Origin of the sequence: Pseudomonas sp. PDM31 (assembly GCF_019218965.1) — a bacterium.
Taxonomy (GTDB): domain Bacteria; phylum Pseudomonadota; class Gammaproteobacteria; order Pseudomonadales; family Pseudomonadaceae; genus Aquipseudomonas.
In genome coordinates this window covers 322,177-339,914 of sequence record NZ_JAHUWS010000008.1, presented here as the reverse complement: position 1 = coordinate 339,914, position 17,738 = coordinate 322,177, and the positions used below count along the sequence as shown (strand labels likewise).

The following is a 17,738-nucleotide window of genomic DNA, read 5'->3' as shown; positions in this document are numbered from 1 at the left end:
CGCTGACGCGGGAAGCCTGACACCCCCCGGCGCTCTCAGGTTTTTCGCGAGCATGCTCGCTCCTACAAGGGATCTGTGGCGGCTACAGGCCTCGCATTCGCAGAAGATCAAACTGTAGGAGCGAGCATGCTCGCGATGGTCGTGAACGCTGACGCGGGAAGCCTGACACCCCCCGGCGCTCTCAGGTTTTTCGCGAGCATGCTCGCTCCTACAAGGGATCTGTGGCGGCTACAGGCCTCGCATTCGCAGAAGATCAAACTGTAGGAGCGAGCACGCTCGCGATGGTCGTCAACGCTGACGCGGGAAGCCTGACACCCCCCGGCGTTCTCAGGTTTTTCGCGAGCATGCTCGCTCTTACAAGCTGGCTTGCCAGCGATGGCGCCGGTACAGCCAGCACCAATGCCTCGGCCAGGTCGCTTTATTCAAGCCGCGACAGACGCTCCTCGAGCGCCGCAATCCGCGCCTCAAGCTCTTCGATCCGTTCAACCGAAACACCGCTGCCACCGCCACGTTCTACCGGGTTCTGCCGCGCTGCAAGAATCGCCTCGATATCCGCCGGATCGCCCAGTGCGTGCATGTAGCGGTCTTCACGCTGACCGGCCTGACGCGGGATCAACAGTGCCAGACCACGAGCGATCAAGCGCTCCAGCTGATGCACAACCTGTTCAGTGTCTTCGAACTCATGCATGCGACCACTGCGTGTGAGCAGTTCGTTGACCGTCTGCGGACCGCGCAGGAACAACAGCCCCGTCAGAATCACCTGTGCCGGCACCAGTTCCAGTGCCTTGTCGACCTTGTGTTCCCAGCGATCGGCGCGGCTACCCATCACCAGCCGGGTGAAACCACGGCCTTCGAGGGCGCGCAGGCTCTGGCCGACCTGGCCCTGGGTCAGGTTCATCACTGGTTCGCGACTGGTTTTCTGGTTGCAGGCGATCACCAGGGCATTGAGGGTCAGCGGATAGGTTTCCGGACTGGTGGCCTGCTTCTCGATCAACGAGCCGAGAATGCGGATTTCCGTGCTGTTGAGCCGCGGCTCGTCGAAGGTCTGTTCTTGTTCTGTGCTCATCGCGCTTTCCCTATGCCGTTGAAGCATGCCGTCGAAGCCGCCTAGCCTAATCCTTGCTGGATAAAAGACAAGCCGCAGGAGGGGCGGGCATGGCTATAATCGGTCCACGTTTCCCACCTGCCACTTCACGAGACTGCCATGACCATTTCCCTGTACGACGCTTCCGTCCCTGTTTTCAAGCAAATGCTGAACGCCCTCAGTGACGTGCTGAAAAAAGCCGAAGCCCACGCCACCGCCAAGAACATCGACCCGAACGCTTTCCTGCAGGCTCGCCTATACCCGGACATGTTCCCGCTGGTGCGTCAGGTGCAGATCGCCGTTGATTTCGCCAAGGGTGTTTCCGCGCGCCTGGCCGAAGTCGAGCTACCGAAGTACGACGACACTGAAACCACCTTCGCCGAACTGCAAGCGCTGATCGCCAAGGTCCTGGCCTTCATCGGCGAGTTCACGCCGGAGCAGATCAACGGCAAGGAAGGCATCGAAATCGTGACCCGTCCGGGTACCCCGAAAGAGAAGCGCTTCTCTGGCCAGTCCTACCTGCTGACCTACGGCCTGCCGCAGTTCTTCTTCCACGTCACCACCACTTACGCACTGCTGCGTCATAACGGTGTGGAAGTGGGCAAGCGCGATTACATGGGCGCGATCTAAACCGTCCAGACGCAAAAAAGCCCCCGCAGCCTGAGGTTGCGGGGGCTTTTTCATAATGGTCTTCTAAACGGCGGACCCTGTGGGAGCCTGCTCGCTCCCACAAAGGATTTTGGATCAGGCCAGGCGTTCGGCTTTCTCTTCTTCACCCAGGCAAGCCGCCGCGGTGAACAGCACATCGGTGGACGAGTTCAACGCCGTCTCCGCCGAGTCCTGCAACACACCAATAATGAAACCAACCGCCACCACCTGCATGGCGATCTCGCTCGGAATGCCGAACAGGCTGCACGCCAGCGGAATCAGCAACAACGAACCACCCGCCACGCCCGACGCGCCGCAGGCGCAGATCGCCGCAACGACGCTAAGCAGAATGGCCGTCGGAATATCCACGGCAATGCCCAGAGTGTGCACGGCCGCGAGGGTCAGCACGGTGATGGTGATTGCAGCGCCAGCCATGTTGATGGTCGCGCCCAGCGGGATCGATACCGAGTAGGTGTCTTCGTGCAGGCCCAGTCGCTTGCTCAACTCCAGGTTGACCGGAATGTTCGCGGCCGAACTGCGGGTGAAGAACGCGGTGATGCCACTCTCGCGCAGGCAGGTCAGCACCAGCGGATAAGGGTTGCGACGCAGCTTCCAGAACACGATGGCCGGGTTCATCACCAGCGCCACGAACAGCATGCAGCCCAGCAGTACTGCCAGCAGGTGCGCGTAACCGATCAACGCGCCGAAGCCCGAGGTGGCCAGGGTCGAGGCCACCAGGCCGAAGATGCCCAGTGGGGCGAAGCGAATCACCAGGCGAACGATCAGGGTCACGCCGTTGGACAGATCACCCAGCACCTCACGGGTGGTGTCGCCGGCGTGGCGAATGGCAATGCCCATGCCGATTGCCCAGGCGAGGATGCCGATGAAGTTGGCGTTCATCAGTGCACTGACCGGGTTATCCACAACGCTCAACAGCAGGCTTTGCAGGACTTCGCCGATACCGCCCGGCGCTGTCACCGCGACGTCGTGGGTGGAAAGCGCCAGGCTCGACGGGAACATCATGCTGGCAACCACTGCTACCACGGCCGCAGCGAAGGTACCCAGCAGATACAGGAACAGGATCGGGCGGATATGGGTTTCCTGGCCGTGCTTGTGGTTGGCGATCGAGGCCATGACCAGCACAAATACGAGGATCGGTGCGACTGCTTTCAGGGCGCAGACGAAGACCTTGCCGATGAATGCACTGGATTTGGCTATCTCAGGCGCAAACAGGGCCAGGGCAATACCGGCGATCAGGCCGATAACGATTTGCGTGACCAGGCTGGTGCGTTTCAGGCGTTGCAATAGCGAGGAGGATGAAGCGCTCATAAAAACGGCATCTCTGATGTTTTTTTTAAAATGCAGGGTTTTCGCAGGTTTGCAGCACAAAAAGGGCAGGCCGCGGGCGGGAAACCGAGAGGTGGAATACAGGGTGTACGTTTTTCAGGGCGCGGATTTTATCACAGCGTAGGACCGATCCTTCAGGCCTGTGACGAAGTGCCGCTCAGGCATCAGCGCTTTTTGCAGGTTCGTGCAACCGCCTTTGCGGTCACTCTGTTAAGCTTCGCCATCCTCATTTTCATGTCTGCCAGTGGGCCTTCGGGCTATCACTGCTGTTGTTGTTTTCTGGAGTTTTGCATGCGGTTGTTGCCCATCCTTCTGTTGTCTGCCGCCGGTTTCACGGTGCTGACCACGGAATTCATCATTGTCGGCCTGTTGCCGGCCATCGCCCGGGACCTGGATGTCAGCATCCCGCAGGCCGGTCTGCTGGTGACCCTGTTTGCCTTCACCGTTGCCGCGTTCGGCCCGTTCCTCACCGCGTATTTCGCCCGTTTCGAGCGGCGCAAGCTGTTCATTTCGGTGCTGATCCTGTTCGGCCTGGCCAATACCCTGGCCGCGCTGGCGCCGAATATCTGGGTAATGGCGTTCGCCCGGTTGGTTCCTGCGCTGGGGCTGCCAGTGTTCTGGGCGCTGGCCAGTGAAACGGCGGTGGACATTGTCGGGCCGGACTACGCCGGGCGCGCCATCGCCAAAATCGGCTTCGGCATCGTCTGTGCCACGGTGTTCGGCATTCCGGTGGGCACACTGATCTCCGATGCGTTCGGCTGGCGAAGCGCTTTCGGCCTGTTGGCACTCATCGCGTTTGCCAAGGCGTTACTGCTGTTTATCTACCTGCCGAAAACCAGCCTGCATCAGCATCAGGTCAGCTTCATTTCGCAGTTCAAGATCCTGCGCAGTCCTTTGATGCAGGGTCATGTATTGCTGTCGGTGGTGGTGTTCAGCGGCATGTTCACCGCTTACACCTACCTGGCTGACATCCTCGAGCGTCTGGCCGGCTTTAACGGTACCCTGGTCGGCTGGTGCCTGATGGGCTTCGGTGCGGTGGGGTTGATCGGCAACTCCCTGGGCGGGCGCGCGGTGGATCGCCATCCGCTAATAGCTTCGATGATGTTCTGTGCATTCATGATTGCCGGCCTGGTGACACTGGTGCCGAACATTCATTCGCCCCTCGGACTGGCCGCAGCCATGGGTATCTGGGGCGTGACCCAGGCCGCGTTGTTCCTGGTCAGCCATGTGCGCCTGATGAAAGCTGCGCCCGAGGCACCGGCGTTTGCCGCTTCGCTGAACATTGCCGGGGCCAACCTCGGCATTGGCCTGGGCGCGATGATCGGCGGTCGGGTGATCGACAGCGTCGGCCTGCAAGGACTGGGCTTCGCGGCTGCCGGATTCATCCTGGCCTCGATTCTGCTGGCAATGGCGCTGATGACCTTCAAACCCCGTGAGGTCTGCGCCTAAGCGTCATATTGCGGTAAACAGTTCGCGTCGGGCACCTTCGGTAATGGCGACAATACCCGGGTGCTTGACCTTGCGCTCCACCGAAATGGCGTAGAACGACTCGCTCACCGCGTCGGTCTGGCCGATCACCTCGACGCCACACTGGCGTTTCACTTCATCGGCAATCACGCTCGGCCCGATGAAGATTCCGCTGCCGGACTGCCCGAAGGCCTGCATCAACGCGCTGTCGTCGAACTCGCCGACGATCTGCGGCTGGATCTGCTGGTCGGCGAACCAGCGCTGCAAGCGGTTGCGCACCACGGTTTCCGGGCCGGGAATCAGTAAGGGCGCGCCGTGCAGATTGCGCGGGAAATCCTCGCCGTAGCGTGCTGCCAGTTGCGCGGTGGCAAAGAAGCTGATCCCGCATTCGCCGAGTTTCTGGCTGTAGCCTTTGATATCCAGGTGGGACGGCATCGGGCTGTCGGAAATCACCAGGTCCAGGCGCTGGATTGCCAGGTCGGCGAGCAGACGCTCCAGTTTGTCTTCGCGGCAGGTGATGCGCAGCGGCTCGCTCAGCTCCATGGTCGGCGCGATCAGGCGATAGACGATGGACTTGGGCACCACGTCGGCCACGCCGACACGGAACAGAATCTGCTGTTCATTGGGTTGAGCCCGCAACATCAGCTCCAGCTCGCCACCCAGTTGAAACATTTGCTCGGCGTAGGGCAGGGTCTGGCGCCCGGCTTCCGTCAGTTCAAGCTGCCGGCCGACCCGGCGAAACAGCTCGATGCCATAGGTCTGCTCCAGCAGCGAAATCTGCCCGCTGATGGTTTGCGGGGTCAGGTTCAGTTGCTCGCAGGCGCGGACAATGCTGCCGGTTTTGGCCACGACCCAGAAATAGTGCAACTGCCGGTAATTCAACATACATATCCCCGCGTTTTAAAAGCCCAGCATGTCATTTGAAAGGTGTTCGTAAAAACCGAAGTATACTCGGTAAAAATACGAATTTTCCTGAAGTATCACTCCCCCTAGAATGCTTCGCTATCAACGGGCCATCGGTTGGGCCTGTTCGTTCTATCGAGGAAAGCATCATGAAGCTTAAAACCACGGCGCTGTTGTTTACGTCTTTACTGCTACTGGCCGGTTGCGACCAGGCCGAGAAAAGCGCTCAACAGTTGATGGGCAAGGCTGCCGAAAGCGCCAAACAGGCGATCGACGACACCCACAAGGCTGCCGAGCAAGCGCTCAGCGATGCCACTGGTGGCTTGATCACCAAGAAAGAGCCAGCGGAAAAAGATGCGGAAAAAGCTGAATCCACATCCCAGGAAATCTAAACGTTAAACGAGTCAGGACTGACCCATGGAATACCTTTTAGAACTTGCTGCAAGCCCTACTGCCTGGGTCGCCCTGGCCACCCTGGTGGTGATGGAGATCGTCCTCGGGATCGATAACCTGATCTTTATCTCGATCCTGACCAACAAACTGCCCCTGCAGAATCGGCAGAAGGCACGACGCATCGGTATCGGCATGGCGCTGATCCTGCGTTTGGGCCTGCTTAGCACCATCGCTTTCATTGTTCAGTTGACTGCGCCGGTGATCGAAATTCTCGGCCACGCGTTTTCCTGGAAGGACATGATCCTGATCGCCGGTGGTCTGTTCCTGTTGTGGAAGGCGACCACTGAAATCCATCACAGCATGGACCCGGCACCGGAAGATCCGAAATCGGCCACTTCGACCGTGACCCTGGGTTTTGCCGCAGCGATCGGGCAGATCCTGCTGCTGGACATGGTGTTCTCCATCGACAGCATCATCACCGCTGTCGGCATGACCGAGCACTTGCCTATCATGATCATCGCGGTGGTGGTGTCGGTACTGGTGATGTTGCTGGCGGCTGATCCCCTGGCCAAGTTCATCAACGAAAACCCGACGGTGGTGATGCTGGCCCTGGGCTTTTTGATCATGATCGGCATGACCCTGATTGCCGAAGGCTTCGGCGCCCATGTACCGAAAGGTTATGTGTATGCGGCGATGACATTCTCGGCGGCGATCGAAGTGTTGAACATGATGCGCAGAAACAGGCAGAAGCGGCTTACCGCCCAGGCTTGATCCTCACCGAACAGAAACGGCCGCCTGAACTCCATGGAGTGCAGGCGGCCGTTTTGGTTTACAGGGGGGGTGCTCAGTGGGCGTTGGCATGTCGGGCGGACGACTCTTCGGTTTTCACCAGAGGCGCCGGTTGAGCAGGGGGATGATGGTGGTGCCGACGGGCAATGCGCAGCACGCCCCACAACATGGCGGCGGCCACGGCCAACCAGCCGCAAACCAACATTGCAATGATCATCACCAGGCTCATCAGTGCCTCCTCTTTGCCCCGCGGCAGCGTACTCTTCGCTTATCGCTCTCTTCAGATGACAGTCTAGTCCTTGCTGTATTTCAGGCTATTGACCGAAGGTCGACTGTGATCAACCAGTTCGCTCTATCGAATTCACTTAACTGGTGCTTGAGGCTATACCGCCGGGGCGTGGCACCCTATGATCGCGGTCAAGCCGGGCCTGTGTTTGCCTGGAACCTGAACAAGGGAGTGATGATGGCAAGGGTGTTTTCACGAGTTGTTTCGACGGCACTGATTGCCGGCTGCATCGCGAGCCTCGCCGGGTGCGCCGGCAGTGTTGCGCCCGAGATCAAGCGTCTGCCGGAGCGTGTCGAGCTCAGTGGTCGGTTCTACCGTGGCGAGGCCTATCAAAGCGGGCCGCAGGTGCTGGCCAGCCTGTTGTCCCAGCAAGGGATCGTGATCACGCCAGGTCTGCTCGACAAACCCCTGCATTTGCCGGGAGGTGAAGCGCAGTTGCAACAGAACATGCAAAACCTTGCCCGCGAGTACGGCATGGTTGTCTATCCCCTCGACAGCACACTGCCGGCCCTGCTGACCCAGGTGGCGGCAGGGTATCCGGTGATGGTTCGTTTCACCGAGGGCTCGGCGCTGTGGGCTGAACCGCGTTATGCCATTCTCTCCGGTTACAACCGCCAGAAACAGACTGTCCTGCTGCGCGCCGGGATGAATCGCCACGAGCTGATGAGCTTCAGCGCCTTCGAGTCGTCGTTCAAAGATGCAGGAGGCTGGGCGGTGTTGATCCAGAACCCGACACAGATTCCGGCTCAGGTCGATCAGCAGCGCTGGCTGAAGGCTGCGCAGGATCTGGCTCAGGCCGGGCAGGAACAGGCGGCCGCCAAAGCGAAAAAGGCGCTCGCTGCCCGTTGACTCCGTTCGTCACCCACCGGGCACCGCTGGTAGTTTTCAGTCTCTTATCTGTACGGGCCCGAAATTTTTCGGGCCGTGATTCAGGAGGCGCCCATGGCTCATTCCAATACGCCCGACGGCCCGCACTCATCCGAGCATTCCTCCGGTGATGACCTGGGGTTTGATCCCGACTCTCCGGACGTCAGCGACCCTCAGGTCGATCCCACGGGGCCGGCCAAGGCGCCCCGGGACGTGAAGCCGGACGACAATTCCAAGGCGCCCGCCAAGCCTTACGATCCGCTGGGTGATCTCAAACCTTAGGTTCAAACCAGGTTCAATGGAGGTGTGCATGACTACCGATTCGAGTTTCGACGACAAACGTCCGGAAACCGTCCCCACCACGCCGGAACAGGACGTGGACCCGGTGATGGATCCGGACAGTCCGATGCGCGATCCGCTGGCGCGTCCTGTTGTAGCACCAACCGAACGGCCCAACGGTCGGCACGATCCGAGCGCCGGCGATGGCATCCCGGATGATGATCAGATGCCGTTGCCCAATGACTGAGTGAAATGAAAAAGCCCCGAATGTTCGGGGCTTTTTGTTTACTGGAATAGCGGTTTTACTTCGACGCTTCAATAACGCCGGTTTGGCGTTGCTTGAGATTCTTGTCCGACTTGTACTGCAAAGCCACCGAAGGCACATCCGCGCTGCGACCACTTTCGACCCAGTTTCGAATGCGTGTGGCGTCGGCAAAGTGCGTGTACTTGCCATAGGCATCGAGAATGACCAGGGCAACCGGACGGTTAGCCATGTGCGTGACCAGTACCAGGCAATGACCGGCCGGATTGGTAAAGCCGGTCTTGGTCAGTTCGATGTTCCAGTCCGGCTTGCGGACCAAATGGTCGGTATTGCGAAAACCCAGGCTGTAGTTGGGTTTGCGAAACGACACGGTTTTTTCCTTGGTGGTACTGAGCTCGGTCAGCATCGGGTGCTTATGAGCGGCGACCAGCAGTTTGCTCAGGTCGCGGGCGGTGGACACGTTGCGTGGCGACAGGCCGGTCGGCTCGACGAAATGGGTGCTGGTCATGCCCAGTGCCCTGGCTTTGGCGTTCATCGCGGCAATGAACGCCGCGTAACCACCCGGGTAGTGGTGAGCCAGGCTCGCGGCGGCACGGTTTTCCGAAGACATCAGCGCAATCAGCAGCATTTCCCGGCGCGGCATCTCACTGTTGAGCTTGACCCGCGAATACACGCCTTTCATTTCCGGGGTGTCGCGGATGTTGATGCTGATGTATTCGTCCATGTTCTGGCGAGCTTCAACCACCACCAGGCCAGTCATCAGCTTGCTGACGGACGCGATCGGTACCACAACGTCCGGATTGTTGGCGTAAATGACTTTGTTGGTCTGCATATCCATCAGCAGCGTACTGCCGGAGGCGAGCTTGAGTCGTGTCGTATCTCGAGGCGCCGCTGTGGTTTCGCCAGCGTTGGCGGTCGGCGCGATTAAAGTCCCTGCGACTGCAAAAAATAGGCTCAGGATAGAAAGACGAATTTTCACGCTGGCAGACTCATAAAGTGTTGATAAGCCGTTTGTAACGGGCTATTTCGTAAAAAGCGCGACATTCTGGAGTATGGCTGAATAACTGTCGATGGTTGTTCAAGCAGCAGGCGAAAGTCCTGTAAAACATGAAAAAAAGTCATTTTCCGGCGGATGGTCGCGCTTTTGTTGCAGACAAAAAGAACCCCGCCATTGGCGGGGTTCCTTGAACCGCTGGTTATCGACGCGCCGGGACTCAGCTGTGCAGGGTTTCCGCTGCGTACAGCGTGTTTTCCAGCAGGCAGGCGCGGGTCATCGGGCCGACACCGCCTGGTACCGGAGTGATCCAGCCAGCGCGGGGCAGGGCGGTTTCGTAAATCACGTCACCAACCAGCTTGCCGTCTTCCTGGCGGTTGATGCCAACGTCGATCACGATCGCGCCTTCCTTGATCCATTCACCCTTGACCAGGCCCGGTTTACCGGCGGCGACCACCACCAGATCGGCACGGCCGACGTGACCGGCCAGATCCTTGGTGAAGCGGTGAGTGACGGTCACGGTGCATCCGGCCAGCAACAGTTCCATGGCCATCGGGCGGCCAACAATGTTGGAAGCCCCGACCACCACGGCATTCATGCCGTACAGATCGGCACCGGTGCTTTCCAGCAGGGTCATGATGCCTTTAGGGGTGCATGGACGCAGAAGGGGAATGCGCTGGGCCAGGCGACCGACGTTATAAGGATGGAAACCGTCGACGTCCTTGTCTGGACGAATGCGCTCCAGCAGTTTCGATGCGTCCAGGTGTTCAGGCAGCGGAAGCTGAAGCAGGACGCCGTCGATTGCCGGGTCGTCGTTCAGGCGATCAATCAGATCGGTGAGCGCTTGCTGAGTGGTTTCGGAAGGCAGGTCATAGGCTTGGGAAAGAAAGCCGACCTCTTCACAGTCTTTACGCTTGTGCGAGACATAAACCTGAGAGGCGGGATCGCTGCCGACCAGGATCACCGCAAGGCCAGGCGTGCGCAGGCCCTGCTGGCGACGCTCGTTGACCCGTTGGGCGATCTGCTGGCGCAGGCTGGCGGCGATCGATTTGCCGTCGATTAGTTGTGCAGTCATTGCGCGTGATTAACCATCGAGAGGGGAAAAAAAGAGAACGCATTCTCGCATGTCATGCGGTGAGGGCAAAGGCGCTTGGTCTGCAAATTCCCCTAAGCCCTTTAATTAAATGAATTTTTTTTAAAAAAGGTTTGACGGCCTTTGGGGGGCTCTATACTATTCGTCGCACTTGTCGGGCACAGCCTAGCACTGGTTGAGAAGGTTGAGCGGAATCAAGGTTCTGCAAAACTGAAAAGCACTTAGTTTGTAGTCCTTCAAGGGTACAGCTAACAAGGCGCCCGTAGCTCAGCTGGATAGAGCATCCGCCTTCTAAGCGGATGGTCGCAGGTTCGAGTCCTGCCGGGTGCGCCATTAGGCAGCATTGGCACAAGTAGCGCGATATGGTGGGCGTAGCTCAGTTGGTAGAGCACGGGATTGTGACTCCCGTTGTCGTGGGTTCGATCCCCATCGTCCACCCCATATTTCGAAAGGCGCCAGATTAACAGTCTGGCGCCTTTGCTTTAAAAGCTTCACTCCGCGGATGTGGTGGAATTGGTAGACACACTGGATTTAGGTTCCAGCGCCGCGAGGCGTAAGAGTTCGAGTCTCTTCATCCGCACCAAATAAAGCTTCATTCATGTCGAGCGACAGGATTGGGGTTCAACAGAGAAGTTGTTTGGCTTCTTTGTCACGCAATATGGTGGGCGTAGCTCAGTTGGTAGAGCACGGGATTGTGACTCCCGTTGTCGTGGGTTCGATCCCCATCGTCCACCCCATATTTCGAAAAGGCGCCAGATTTAACAGTCTGGCGCCTTTTTTTGTTTTGGTGGTCCGAGTTTCGGCGACCGCGGGTTCCGGGTCGCAGGGTGGGGCGTTTCGTCGTATTTGTGTTTCTCGATGATGCCGCGCTGCCCGCCGGTCTTGCACGCAGGGCTGGCTGTCAGGGAAATGATTGGCAACGCTTCTATATAAGGAAGGGTTGGCGCAGAGCCTTGGCGTCTTTGGCTGTATTCGTCACGGGAGCGGGGTGCATTCGTGCATTCGCACCTATAAATTGCCTGCTGCGTTTTTACCCGTTTTCAGTAGGGTGACTTCTTGAGTTTGACCCACTAGAATGCATGCCCTTGATTCTGGGGTCGGAAACGGCCGGCTAACGTCTGTGCAACGAGGAATATCCATGCAAGTTTCTGTTGAAAATACTACTGCTCTTGAGCGCCGCATGAGCGTCACCGTGCCGGCTGAGCGCATCGAGAGCCAGGTCAACAAGCGTCTGCAGCAGACCGCCCAAAAGGCCAAGATTGCTGGCTTCCGTCCAGGCAAAGTGCCAATGAGCGAAATCAAGCGCCGCTTTGGTGCTGATGCTCGCCAGGAAGCTGTAGGCGACGTGATCCAGTCTTCCTTCTATGAAGCTGTGGTTGAGCAGAAGCTGAACCCGGCTGGTTCGCCTTCGATCGAGCCTAAATCCCTGGAAGCTGGCAAGGATCTGGAATACGTCGCAGTTTTCGAAGTGTTCCCTGAGTTCACCGTTGCCGGTTTTGACGGTATCACCGTAGAGCGCCTGAGCGCTGACGTGACCGATGCCGATCTGGACAAGATGCTGGAAATCCTGCGCAAGCAGAACACTCGTTTCGAAGTGGCCGATCGCGCTGCCCAGAACGAAGACCAGCTGAACATCGATTTCGTCGGCAAGGTCGACGGTGAAGTGTTCGCTGGTGGTTCCGCCAAGGGTACTCAGCTGGTTCTGGGTTCCGGCCGTATGATCCCTGGCTTCGAAGATGGTCTGGTTGGCGCTAAAGCCGGCGAAGAGCGCGTTCTGAACCTGACCTTCCCAGAGGACTACCAGAACCTCGACCTGGCTGGCAAAACCGCTGAGTTCACCGTTACCGTGAACACTGTTTCCGAGCCAAAACTGCCAGAACTGACCGAAGAATTCTTCGCTCAATTCGGCATCAAGGAAACCGGTCTGGAAGGCTTCCGCACCGAAGTTCGCAAGAACATGGAGCGCGAACTGCGTCAGGCGATCAAATCCAAGGTCAAGAATCAGGTAATGGACGGTCTGCTGGCCACCAACCCGATCGAAGTACCAAAGGCTCTGCTGTCCAACGAAGTTGACCGTCTGCGTGTGCAGGCTGTTCAGCAGTTCGGTGGCAACATCAAGCCTGACCAACTGCCGGCCGAGCTGTTCGAAGAACAAGCCAAGCGCCGCGTGGTGCTGGGTCTGATCGTGGCTGAAGTGGTCAAGCAATTCGACCTCAAGCCAGACGAAGCCCGCGTTCGCGAGATGATTCAGGAAATGGCTTCGGCCTACCAGGAGCCTGAGCAAGTTGTATCCTGGTACTACAAAAACGACCAGCAACTGAACGAAGTCCGTTCGGTTGTGCTGGAAGAGCAAGTTGTGGATACTGTTCTGCAGAAAGCTAGCGTGACCGACAAATCGGTCTCTTACGAAGAAGCGGTCAAGCCGGTAGAAGCTCCACAAGCCGACTGATTGATTTTGCGTTAGAAGCACACACCATAAGCCAGCTCTCGAGCTGGCTTATGCGTATTCAAGACATAACTATTTGGGAGTGACTGCAGAGCATGTTCCGTAATTCCTATATTCAGCAGAACTCTGATATCCAGGCCGCAGGCGGCCTGGTCCCGATGGTTGTCGAGCAGTCCGCTCGTGGCGAGCGCGCCTACGACATCTATTCGCGCCTCCTCAAGGAGCGAGTGATCTTTCTGGTGGGCCCTGTAGAGGACTACATGGCCAACCTGATCTGTGCGCAACTGCTGTTCCTTGAAGCGGAAAACCCGGACAAGGACATCCATCTCTACATCAACTCCCCGGGTGGTTCGGTGACAGCGGGCATGTCGATCTACGACACCATGCAGTTCATCAAGCCAAACGTGTCGACCACCTGTATCGGTCAGGCGTGCAGCATGGGCGCGTTCCTGCTGACGGCCGGAGCACAAGGCAAGCGTTACTGCCTGCCGAACTCGCGCGTGATGATTCACCAGCCACTGGGCGGTTTCCAGGGCCAGGCGTCGGATATCGAAATCCATGCCAAGGAAATCCTCTTCATTCGCGAGCGTCTCAACACGCTGATGGCCAAGCACAGCGGCCGCACTCTGGAAGAAATCGAGCGCGATACCAATCGCGACAACTTCATGAGTGCAGAGGCTGCGAAGGAATACGGGTTGATCGACGAAGTGATCAACCAGCGCCCAGCTTAAAAATAAGCAGCTCAAAATAGGCTTGGTCGGCGCGTCTGATCAGCGGCGGGCTTGAAAAAGCCCGCAATAGCCTTCATCTTGTGTTGCAAGCCTATCGGATTTGGATCGAACGAATGACTGACACCCGCAACGGCGAGGACAACGGCAAGCTGCTCTATTGCTCCTTCTGTGGCAAAAGCCAGCATGAAGTACGCAAATTGATTGCCGGCCCCTCGGTCTTTATCTGCGACGAGTGCGTCGACCTGTGCAATGACATCATCCGTGAGGAGGTGCAGGAAGCCCAGGCCGAAAGCAACGCGCATAAATTGCCTTCGCCCAAAGAAATCAGCGGCATCCTCGATCAGTATGTGATTGGTCAGGAGCGTGCGAAAAAGGTTCTGGCCGTAGCGGTGTACAACCACTACAAGCGCCTGAACCAGCGTGACAAAAAGAATGACGACGTCGAACTCGGCAAGAGCAACATCCTGCTGATCGGCCCGACAGGCTCGGGTAAGACCCTGCTTGCCGAAACACTGGCCCGCTTGCTGAACGTTCCGTTCACCATCGCCGACGCAACCACCCTCACCGAGGCGGGTTATGTGGGTGAGGATGTCGAGAACATCATTCAGAAGCTGCTGCAGAAGTGCGACTACGACGTGGAAAAGGCCCAGATGGGCATTGTCTACATCGATGAAATCGACAAGATTTCGCGCAAGTCTGACAACCCGTCCATCACCCGGGACGTTTCCGGTGAAGGCGTGCAGCAGGCCCTGCTCAAGTTGATCGAAGGCACGGTTGCTTCCGTTCCGCCTCAAGGCGGTCGCAAGCATCCACAGCAGGAATTCCTGCAGGTCGACACCCGTAACATCCTGTTCATCTGCGGTGGTGCGTTCTCCGGTCTGGAAAAGGTCATTCAAAACCGTTCCACCAAAGGCGGCATCGGTTTCAACGCAGAAGTGCGCAGCAAGGAAGAAGGCAAGAAGGTGGGCGAGTCCCTGCGTGAAGTCGAACCTGACGATCTGGTCAAGTTCGGTCTGATCCCGGAATTCGTCGGTCGTCTGCCGGTGCTTGCCACGCTGGACGAGCTTGATGAGGCTGCGTTGATGCAGATTCTCACCGAGCCGAAAAATGCCCTGACCAAGCAATATGCCAAGCTGTTCGAGATGGAAGGCGTTGATCTGGAATTCCGTTCCGACGCTCTGAAATCGGTCGCCAAGCGTGCCCTGGAGCGTAAAACCGGTGCCCGTGGCCTGCGCTCGATTCTCGAAGGTGTATTGCTCGACACTATGTATGAAATCCCCTCGCAGTCCGAGGTGAGTAAAGTAGTGATCGATGAAAGCGTAATTGAAGGCAAGTCCAAGCCACTGTATATCTACGAAAACAGTGAGCCTGCTGCCAAGGCCGCGCCAGACGCTTAAGCGTCACGCAGTCGGTACAAAGCAGCCGTTACATAGAAGGGGCCTTCGGGCCCCTTTGCTTTTGTGGGAGCTGGCCTGCCAGCGATGGCGGCCTGGCAGCCGACCATTTTCTCAAACTTCATCAGGCTGCGATCTTTTACTGCTTTTATCCGCTTGTTTTTTTCTAAACAAGCCCCCATCTTGGTTTCAGGCTTAATTCCATCTGTTTACGGCCTTACGGCCGCCGTAGAGGCGAAATCATGAAGACAACCATCGAATTGCCTCTCCTGCCATTGCGTGATGTCGTGGTTTATCCGCACATGGTTATCCCGCTGTTCGTGGGGCGCGAGAAATCCATCGAAGCCCTCGAAGCTGCGATGACGGGCGACAAGCAGATTCTTCTGCTGGCCCAAAAGAACCCCGCGGACGACGATCCCGGTGAAGATGCGCTATATCGCGTGGGTACCATTGCCACTGTCCTGCAGCTGCTCAAACTGCCAGACGGTACGGTCAAGGTTCTGGTCGAAGGCGAACAGCGCGGCGCCGTGGAGCGCTTCAGCGAAGTGGACGGCCATTGCCGCGCCGAAGTCTCGCTGATCGACGAAGTCGACGCACCGGAGCGCGAATCCGAAGTCTTCGTGCGCAGCCTGCTGTCGCAGTTCGAGCAATATGTGCAGTTGGGCAAGAAAGTCCCCGCTGAAGTCCTGTCGTCGCTCAACAGCATCGACGAGCCAGGTCGCCTGGTGGACACCATGGCCGCGCATATGGCTCTGAAGATCGAGCAGAAGCAGGAAATCCTCGAAATCATTGATCTGTCGGCCCGGGTCGAGCACGTGCTGGCGTTGCTGGATGGCGAGATCGATCTGCTGCAGGTCGAAAAGCGCATTCGCGGTCGCGTCAAGAAACAAATGGAGCGCAGTCAGCGCGAGTACTACCTGAACGAGCAGATGAAGGCCATTCAGAAAGAGCTCGGCGACAGCGACGAAGGCCACAACGAAGTCGAAGAGCTGAAAAAGCGTATCGATGCCGCCGGCCTGCCAAAAGACGCGTTGGCCAAGGCTACCGCTGAACTGAACAAGCTCAAGCAAATGTCGCCGATGTCGGCGGAAGCCACCGTGGTGCGTTCGTACATCGACTGGCTGGTTCAGGTGCCATGGAAAGCCCAGAGCAAGGTGCGCCTGGACCTGGCGCGTGCAGAAGACATTCTGGACGCCGACCACTACGGTCTTGAAGAAGTCAAAGAACGGATCCTCGAATACCTCGCCGTGCAAAAGCGCGTGAAGAAGATTCGTGGTCCGGTGCTGTGCCTGGTTGGCCCTCCAGGGGTTGGTAAAACGTCCCTGGCGGAGTCGATTGCTCATGCCACCAACCGCAAATTCGTGCGCATGGCCCTTGGCGGTGTGCGTGACGAAGCGGAAATTCGTGGTCATCGCCGTACATACATCGGTTCGATGCCAGGAAGATTGATTCAAAAGATGACAAAAGTGGGTGTGCGCAACCCGCTGTTCCTGCTCGATGAAATCGACAAGATGGGTAGCGACATGCGCGGCGATCCTGCATCGGCGTTGCTGGAAGTACTTGATCCGGAGCAAAACCACAGCTTCAACGACCACTATCTGGAAGTCGATTACGACCTCTCCGATGTGATGTTCCTGTGCACCTCCAACTCCATGAACATTCCGCCAGCGTTGCTGGACCGGATGGAAGTGATTCGTCTGCCGGGCTACACCGAAGACGAGAAGATCAACATCGCCGTCAAATACCTTTCGCCCAAGCAGATTACGGCAAACGGCCTGAAGAAAGGCGAGCTGGAATTCGACGCCGAAGCCATCCGCGACATCATTCGCTACTACACCCGCGAAGCCGGTGTGCGTGGTCTGGAGCGCCAGATTGCCAAGGTGTCCCGCAAGGCCGTCAAGGAGCATGCACTGGAAAAACGCTTCTCGGTGAAGGTCACGGCAGACATGCTCGAGCACTTCCTCGGCGTGCGTAAATTCCGCTATGGCCTGGCTGAACAGCAGGATCAGATCGGTCAGGTAACCGGGCTGGCGTGGACTCAGGTCGGTGGCGAATTGCTGACCATCGAAGCCGCTGTCGTACCAGGCAAAGGCCAGTTGATCAAGACCGGTTCCCTGGGGGACGTGATGGTCGAATCGATCACCGCAGCCCTGACCGTTGTGCGCAGTCGGGCGAAGAGCCTGGGGATCCCCCTGGACTTCCACGAGAAGCGCGACACCCACATCCACATGCCGGAAGGGGCGACGCCCAAAGACGGTCCTAGCGCCGGTGTGGGCATGTGCACGGCACTGGTATCGGCCTTGACCGGGATTCCGGTACGCGCTGATGTCGCCATGACCGGTGAAATCACCTTGCGTGGCCAGGTGCTGGCGATTGGCGGTTTAAAAGAAAAACTGCTCGCGGCACATCGTGGCGGAATCAAGACGGTGATCATTCCTGAAGAGAACGTGCGCGATCTGAAGGAGATTCCGGACAATATCAAGCAGGATCTACAGATTAAACCGGTTAAATGGATTGACGAGGTCCTGCAAATTGCGCTGCAATACGCGCCGGAGCCCTTGCCGGATGTGGCTCCGGAGATAGTCGCGAAGGATGAGAAACGCGACTCGGATTCCAAGGAAAGAATCAGCACGCATTAGTACGTATTTGCCTGGGGGGCTTCCTTGACAGTTTTTTAGAGCCCTTGTTATAAAGCGGCTCTTAAGTGTCTGTAGGCCATTCAGCACTGGTTTTTGCTTTTACCAAAAAAACTTAG

At 57.8% G+C, this 17,738-nt stretch carries 17 protein-coding genes and 4 tRNA genes; 15 read left to right on the top strand and 6 right to left on the bottom strand.

What is annotated here, in order from left to right; genetic code table 11:
• Positions 1 to 418 precede the first annotated feature (418 nt).
• The gene (locus KW839_RS17965) at positions 419 to 1,066 is read right to left on the bottom strand and encodes a YceH family protein (RefSeq protein WP_060543410.1); all 648 of its coding nucleotides are present in this window, start codon (positions 1,064 to 1,066) and stop codon (positions 419 to 421) included.
• 138 nt (positions 1,067 to 1,204) lie between these two features.
• Between KW839_RS17965 and KW839_RS17960 the strand changes: the two genes are divergently transcribed.
• Positions 1,205 to 1,714, top strand: coding sequence for a DUF1993 family protein (locus KW839_RS17960; RefSeq protein ID WP_060543411.1), 510 nt, complete (start codon positions 1,205 to 1,207; stop codon positions 1,712 to 1,714).
• 114 nt (positions 1,715 to 1,828) lie between these two features.
• Here the strand turns inward: KW839_RS17960 and sstT are convergent, their stop codons facing one another.
• Entirely contained in the window at positions 1,829 to 3,061 is a 1,233-nt protein-coding gene (gene sstT, locus KW839_RS17955) for a serine/threonine transporter SstT (protein ID WP_218425066.1), read from the bottom strand.
• A gap of 309 nt (positions 3,062 to 3,370) precedes the next feature.
• Here sstT and KW839_RS17950 point away from each other — a divergent pair, with 309 nt between their 5' ends.
• Positions 3,371 to 4,528 carry an MFS transporter gene (locus KW839_RS17950; RefSeq protein WP_218425065.1) on the top strand — a complete coding sequence of 386 codons (1,158 nt, stop codon included), beginning with the start codon at positions 3,371 to 3,373 and terminating at the stop codon, positions 4,526 to 4,528.
• 3 nt (positions 4,529 to 4,531) lie between these two features.
• Here the strand turns inward: KW839_RS17950 and nhaR are convergent, their stop codons facing one another.
• Positions 4,532 to 5,431: a transcriptional activator NhaR gene (gene nhaR, locus KW839_RS17945; protein ID WP_060543414.1), complete on the bottom strand. Its 900-nt coding sequence runs from the start codon at positions 5,429 to 5,431 to the stop codon at positions 4,532 to 4,534.
• A gap of 167 nt (positions 5,432 to 5,598) precedes the next feature.
• Here nhaR and KW839_RS17940 point away from each other — a divergent pair, with 167 nt between their 5' ends.
• Together KW839_RS17940 and KW839_RS17935 are read left to right on the top strand one after the other, a co-directional pair.
• On the top strand, positions 5,599 to 5,841 hold the full coding sequence (locus tag KW839_RS17940) for a hypothetical protein (RefSeq protein ID WP_218425064.1): 243 nt from the start codon (positions 5,599 to 5,601) through the stop codon (positions 5,839 to 5,841).
• Positions 5,842 to 5,866: 25 nt separating this feature from the next.
• Positions 5,867 to 6,613, top strand: a complete 747-nt coding sequence (locus KW839_RS17935) for a TerC family protein (RefSeq protein ID WP_060543416.1) — start codon at positions 5,867 to 5,869, stop codon at positions 6,611 to 6,613.
• Between the two features lie 73 nt (positions 6,614 to 6,686).
• Here the strand turns inward: KW839_RS17935 and KW839_RS17930 are convergent, their stop codons facing one another.
• Complete coding sequence (locus KW839_RS17930) at positions 6,687 to 6,860, bottom strand: hypothetical protein (RefSeq protein ID WP_177336996.1); 174 nt, start codon at positions 6,858 to 6,860, stop codon at positions 6,687 to 6,689.
• A gap of 234 nt (positions 6,861 to 7,094) precedes the next feature.
• On the opposite strand from KW839_RS17930, the gene KW839_RS17925 reads away from it, so the two are divergent.
• The 3 genes from KW839_RS17925 to KW839_RS17915 all read left to right on the top strand — a co-directional run bounded on the left by KW839_RS17925 (position 7,095) and on the right by KW839_RS17915 (position 8,310).
• Positions 7,095 to 7,766, top strand: coding sequence for a peptidase C39 family protein (locus KW839_RS17925; protein WP_236707822.1), 672 nt, complete (start codon positions 7,095 to 7,097; stop codon positions 7,764 to 7,766).
• Positions 7,767 to 7,859: 93 nt separating this feature from the next.
• Positions 7,860 to 8,066: a DUF6021 family protein gene (locus KW839_RS17920; protein ID WP_060543417.1), complete on the top strand. Its 207-nt coding sequence runs from the start codon at positions 7,860 to 7,862 to the stop codon at positions 8,064 to 8,066.
• A gap of 28 nt (positions 8,067 to 8,094) precedes the next feature.
• Positions 8,095 to 8,310 carry a hypothetical protein gene (locus tag KW839_RS17915; RefSeq protein ID WP_060543418.1) on the top strand — a complete coding sequence of 72 codons (216 nt, stop codon included), beginning with the start codon at positions 8,095 to 8,097 and terminating at the stop codon, positions 8,308 to 8,310.
• 55 nt (positions 8,311 to 8,365) lie between these two features.
• Here the strand turns inward: KW839_RS17915 and pbpG are convergent, their stop codons facing one another.
• Both pbpG and folD read right to left on the bottom strand, forming a co-directional pair.
• Complete coding sequence (gene pbpG / locus KW839_RS17910) at positions 8,366 to 9,304, bottom strand: D-alanyl-D-alanine endopeptidase (RefSeq protein ID WP_218425063.1); 939 nt, start codon at positions 9,302 to 9,304, stop codon at positions 8,366 to 8,368.
• Between the two features lie 235 nt (positions 9,305 to 9,539).
• On the bottom strand, positions 9,540 to 10,394 hold the full coding sequence (folD, locus tag KW839_RS17905; protein WP_060543420.1) for a bifunctional methylenetetrahydrofolate dehydrogenase/methenyltetrahydrofolate cyclohydrolase FolD: 855 nt from the start codon (positions 10,392 to 10,394) through the stop codon (positions 9,540 to 9,542).
• Positions 10,395 to 10,668: 274 nt separating this feature from the next.
• Between folD and KW839_RS17900 the strand changes: the two genes are divergently transcribed.
• The 8 genes from KW839_RS17900 (at position 10,669) to lon (ending at position 17,622) form a co-directional block, all read left to right on the top strand.
• Positions 10,669 to 10,745, top strand: a tRNA-Arg gene (locus KW839_RS17900).
• 32 nt (positions 10,746 to 10,777) lie between these two features.
• Positions 10,778 to 10,853 (top strand) — tRNA-His (locus KW839_RS17895).
• Between the two features lie 57 nt (positions 10,854 to 10,910).
• Positions 10,911 to 10,995, top strand: a tRNA-Leu gene (locus KW839_RS17890).
• Positions 10,996 to 11,073: 78 nt separating this feature from the next.
• Positions 11,074 to 11,149, top strand: a tRNA-His gene (locus tag KW839_RS17885).
• Positions 11,150 to 11,550: 401 nt separating this feature from the next.
• The gene (gene tig / locus KW839_RS17880) at positions 11,551 to 12,861 is read left to right on the top strand and encodes a trigger factor (protein ID WP_060543421.1); all 1,311 of its coding nucleotides are present in this window, start codon (positions 11,551 to 11,553) and stop codon (positions 12,859 to 12,861) included.
• A 92-nt stretch (positions 12,862 to 12,953) separates the two neighbouring features.
• Complete coding sequence (clpP, locus tag KW839_RS17875; protein WP_060543422.1) at positions 12,954 to 13,589, top strand: ATP-dependent Clp endopeptidase proteolytic subunit ClpP; 636 nt, start codon at positions 12,954 to 12,956, stop codon at positions 13,587 to 13,589.
• A 113-nt stretch (positions 13,590 to 13,702) separates the two neighbouring features.
• Complete coding sequence (gene clpX / locus KW839_RS17870; protein WP_060543423.1) at positions 13,703 to 14,986, top strand: ATP-dependent Clp protease ATP-binding subunit ClpX; 1,284 nt, start codon at positions 13,703 to 13,705, stop codon at positions 14,984 to 14,986.
• Positions 14,987 to 15,225: 239 nt separating this feature from the next.
• Positions 15,226 to 17,622, top strand: coding sequence for an endopeptidase La (lon, locus tag KW839_RS17865; RefSeq protein WP_218425062.1), 2,397 nt, complete (start codon positions 15,226 to 15,228; stop codon positions 17,620 to 17,622).
• The last annotated feature ends 116 nt before the right edge of the window (positions 17,623 to 17,738 follow it).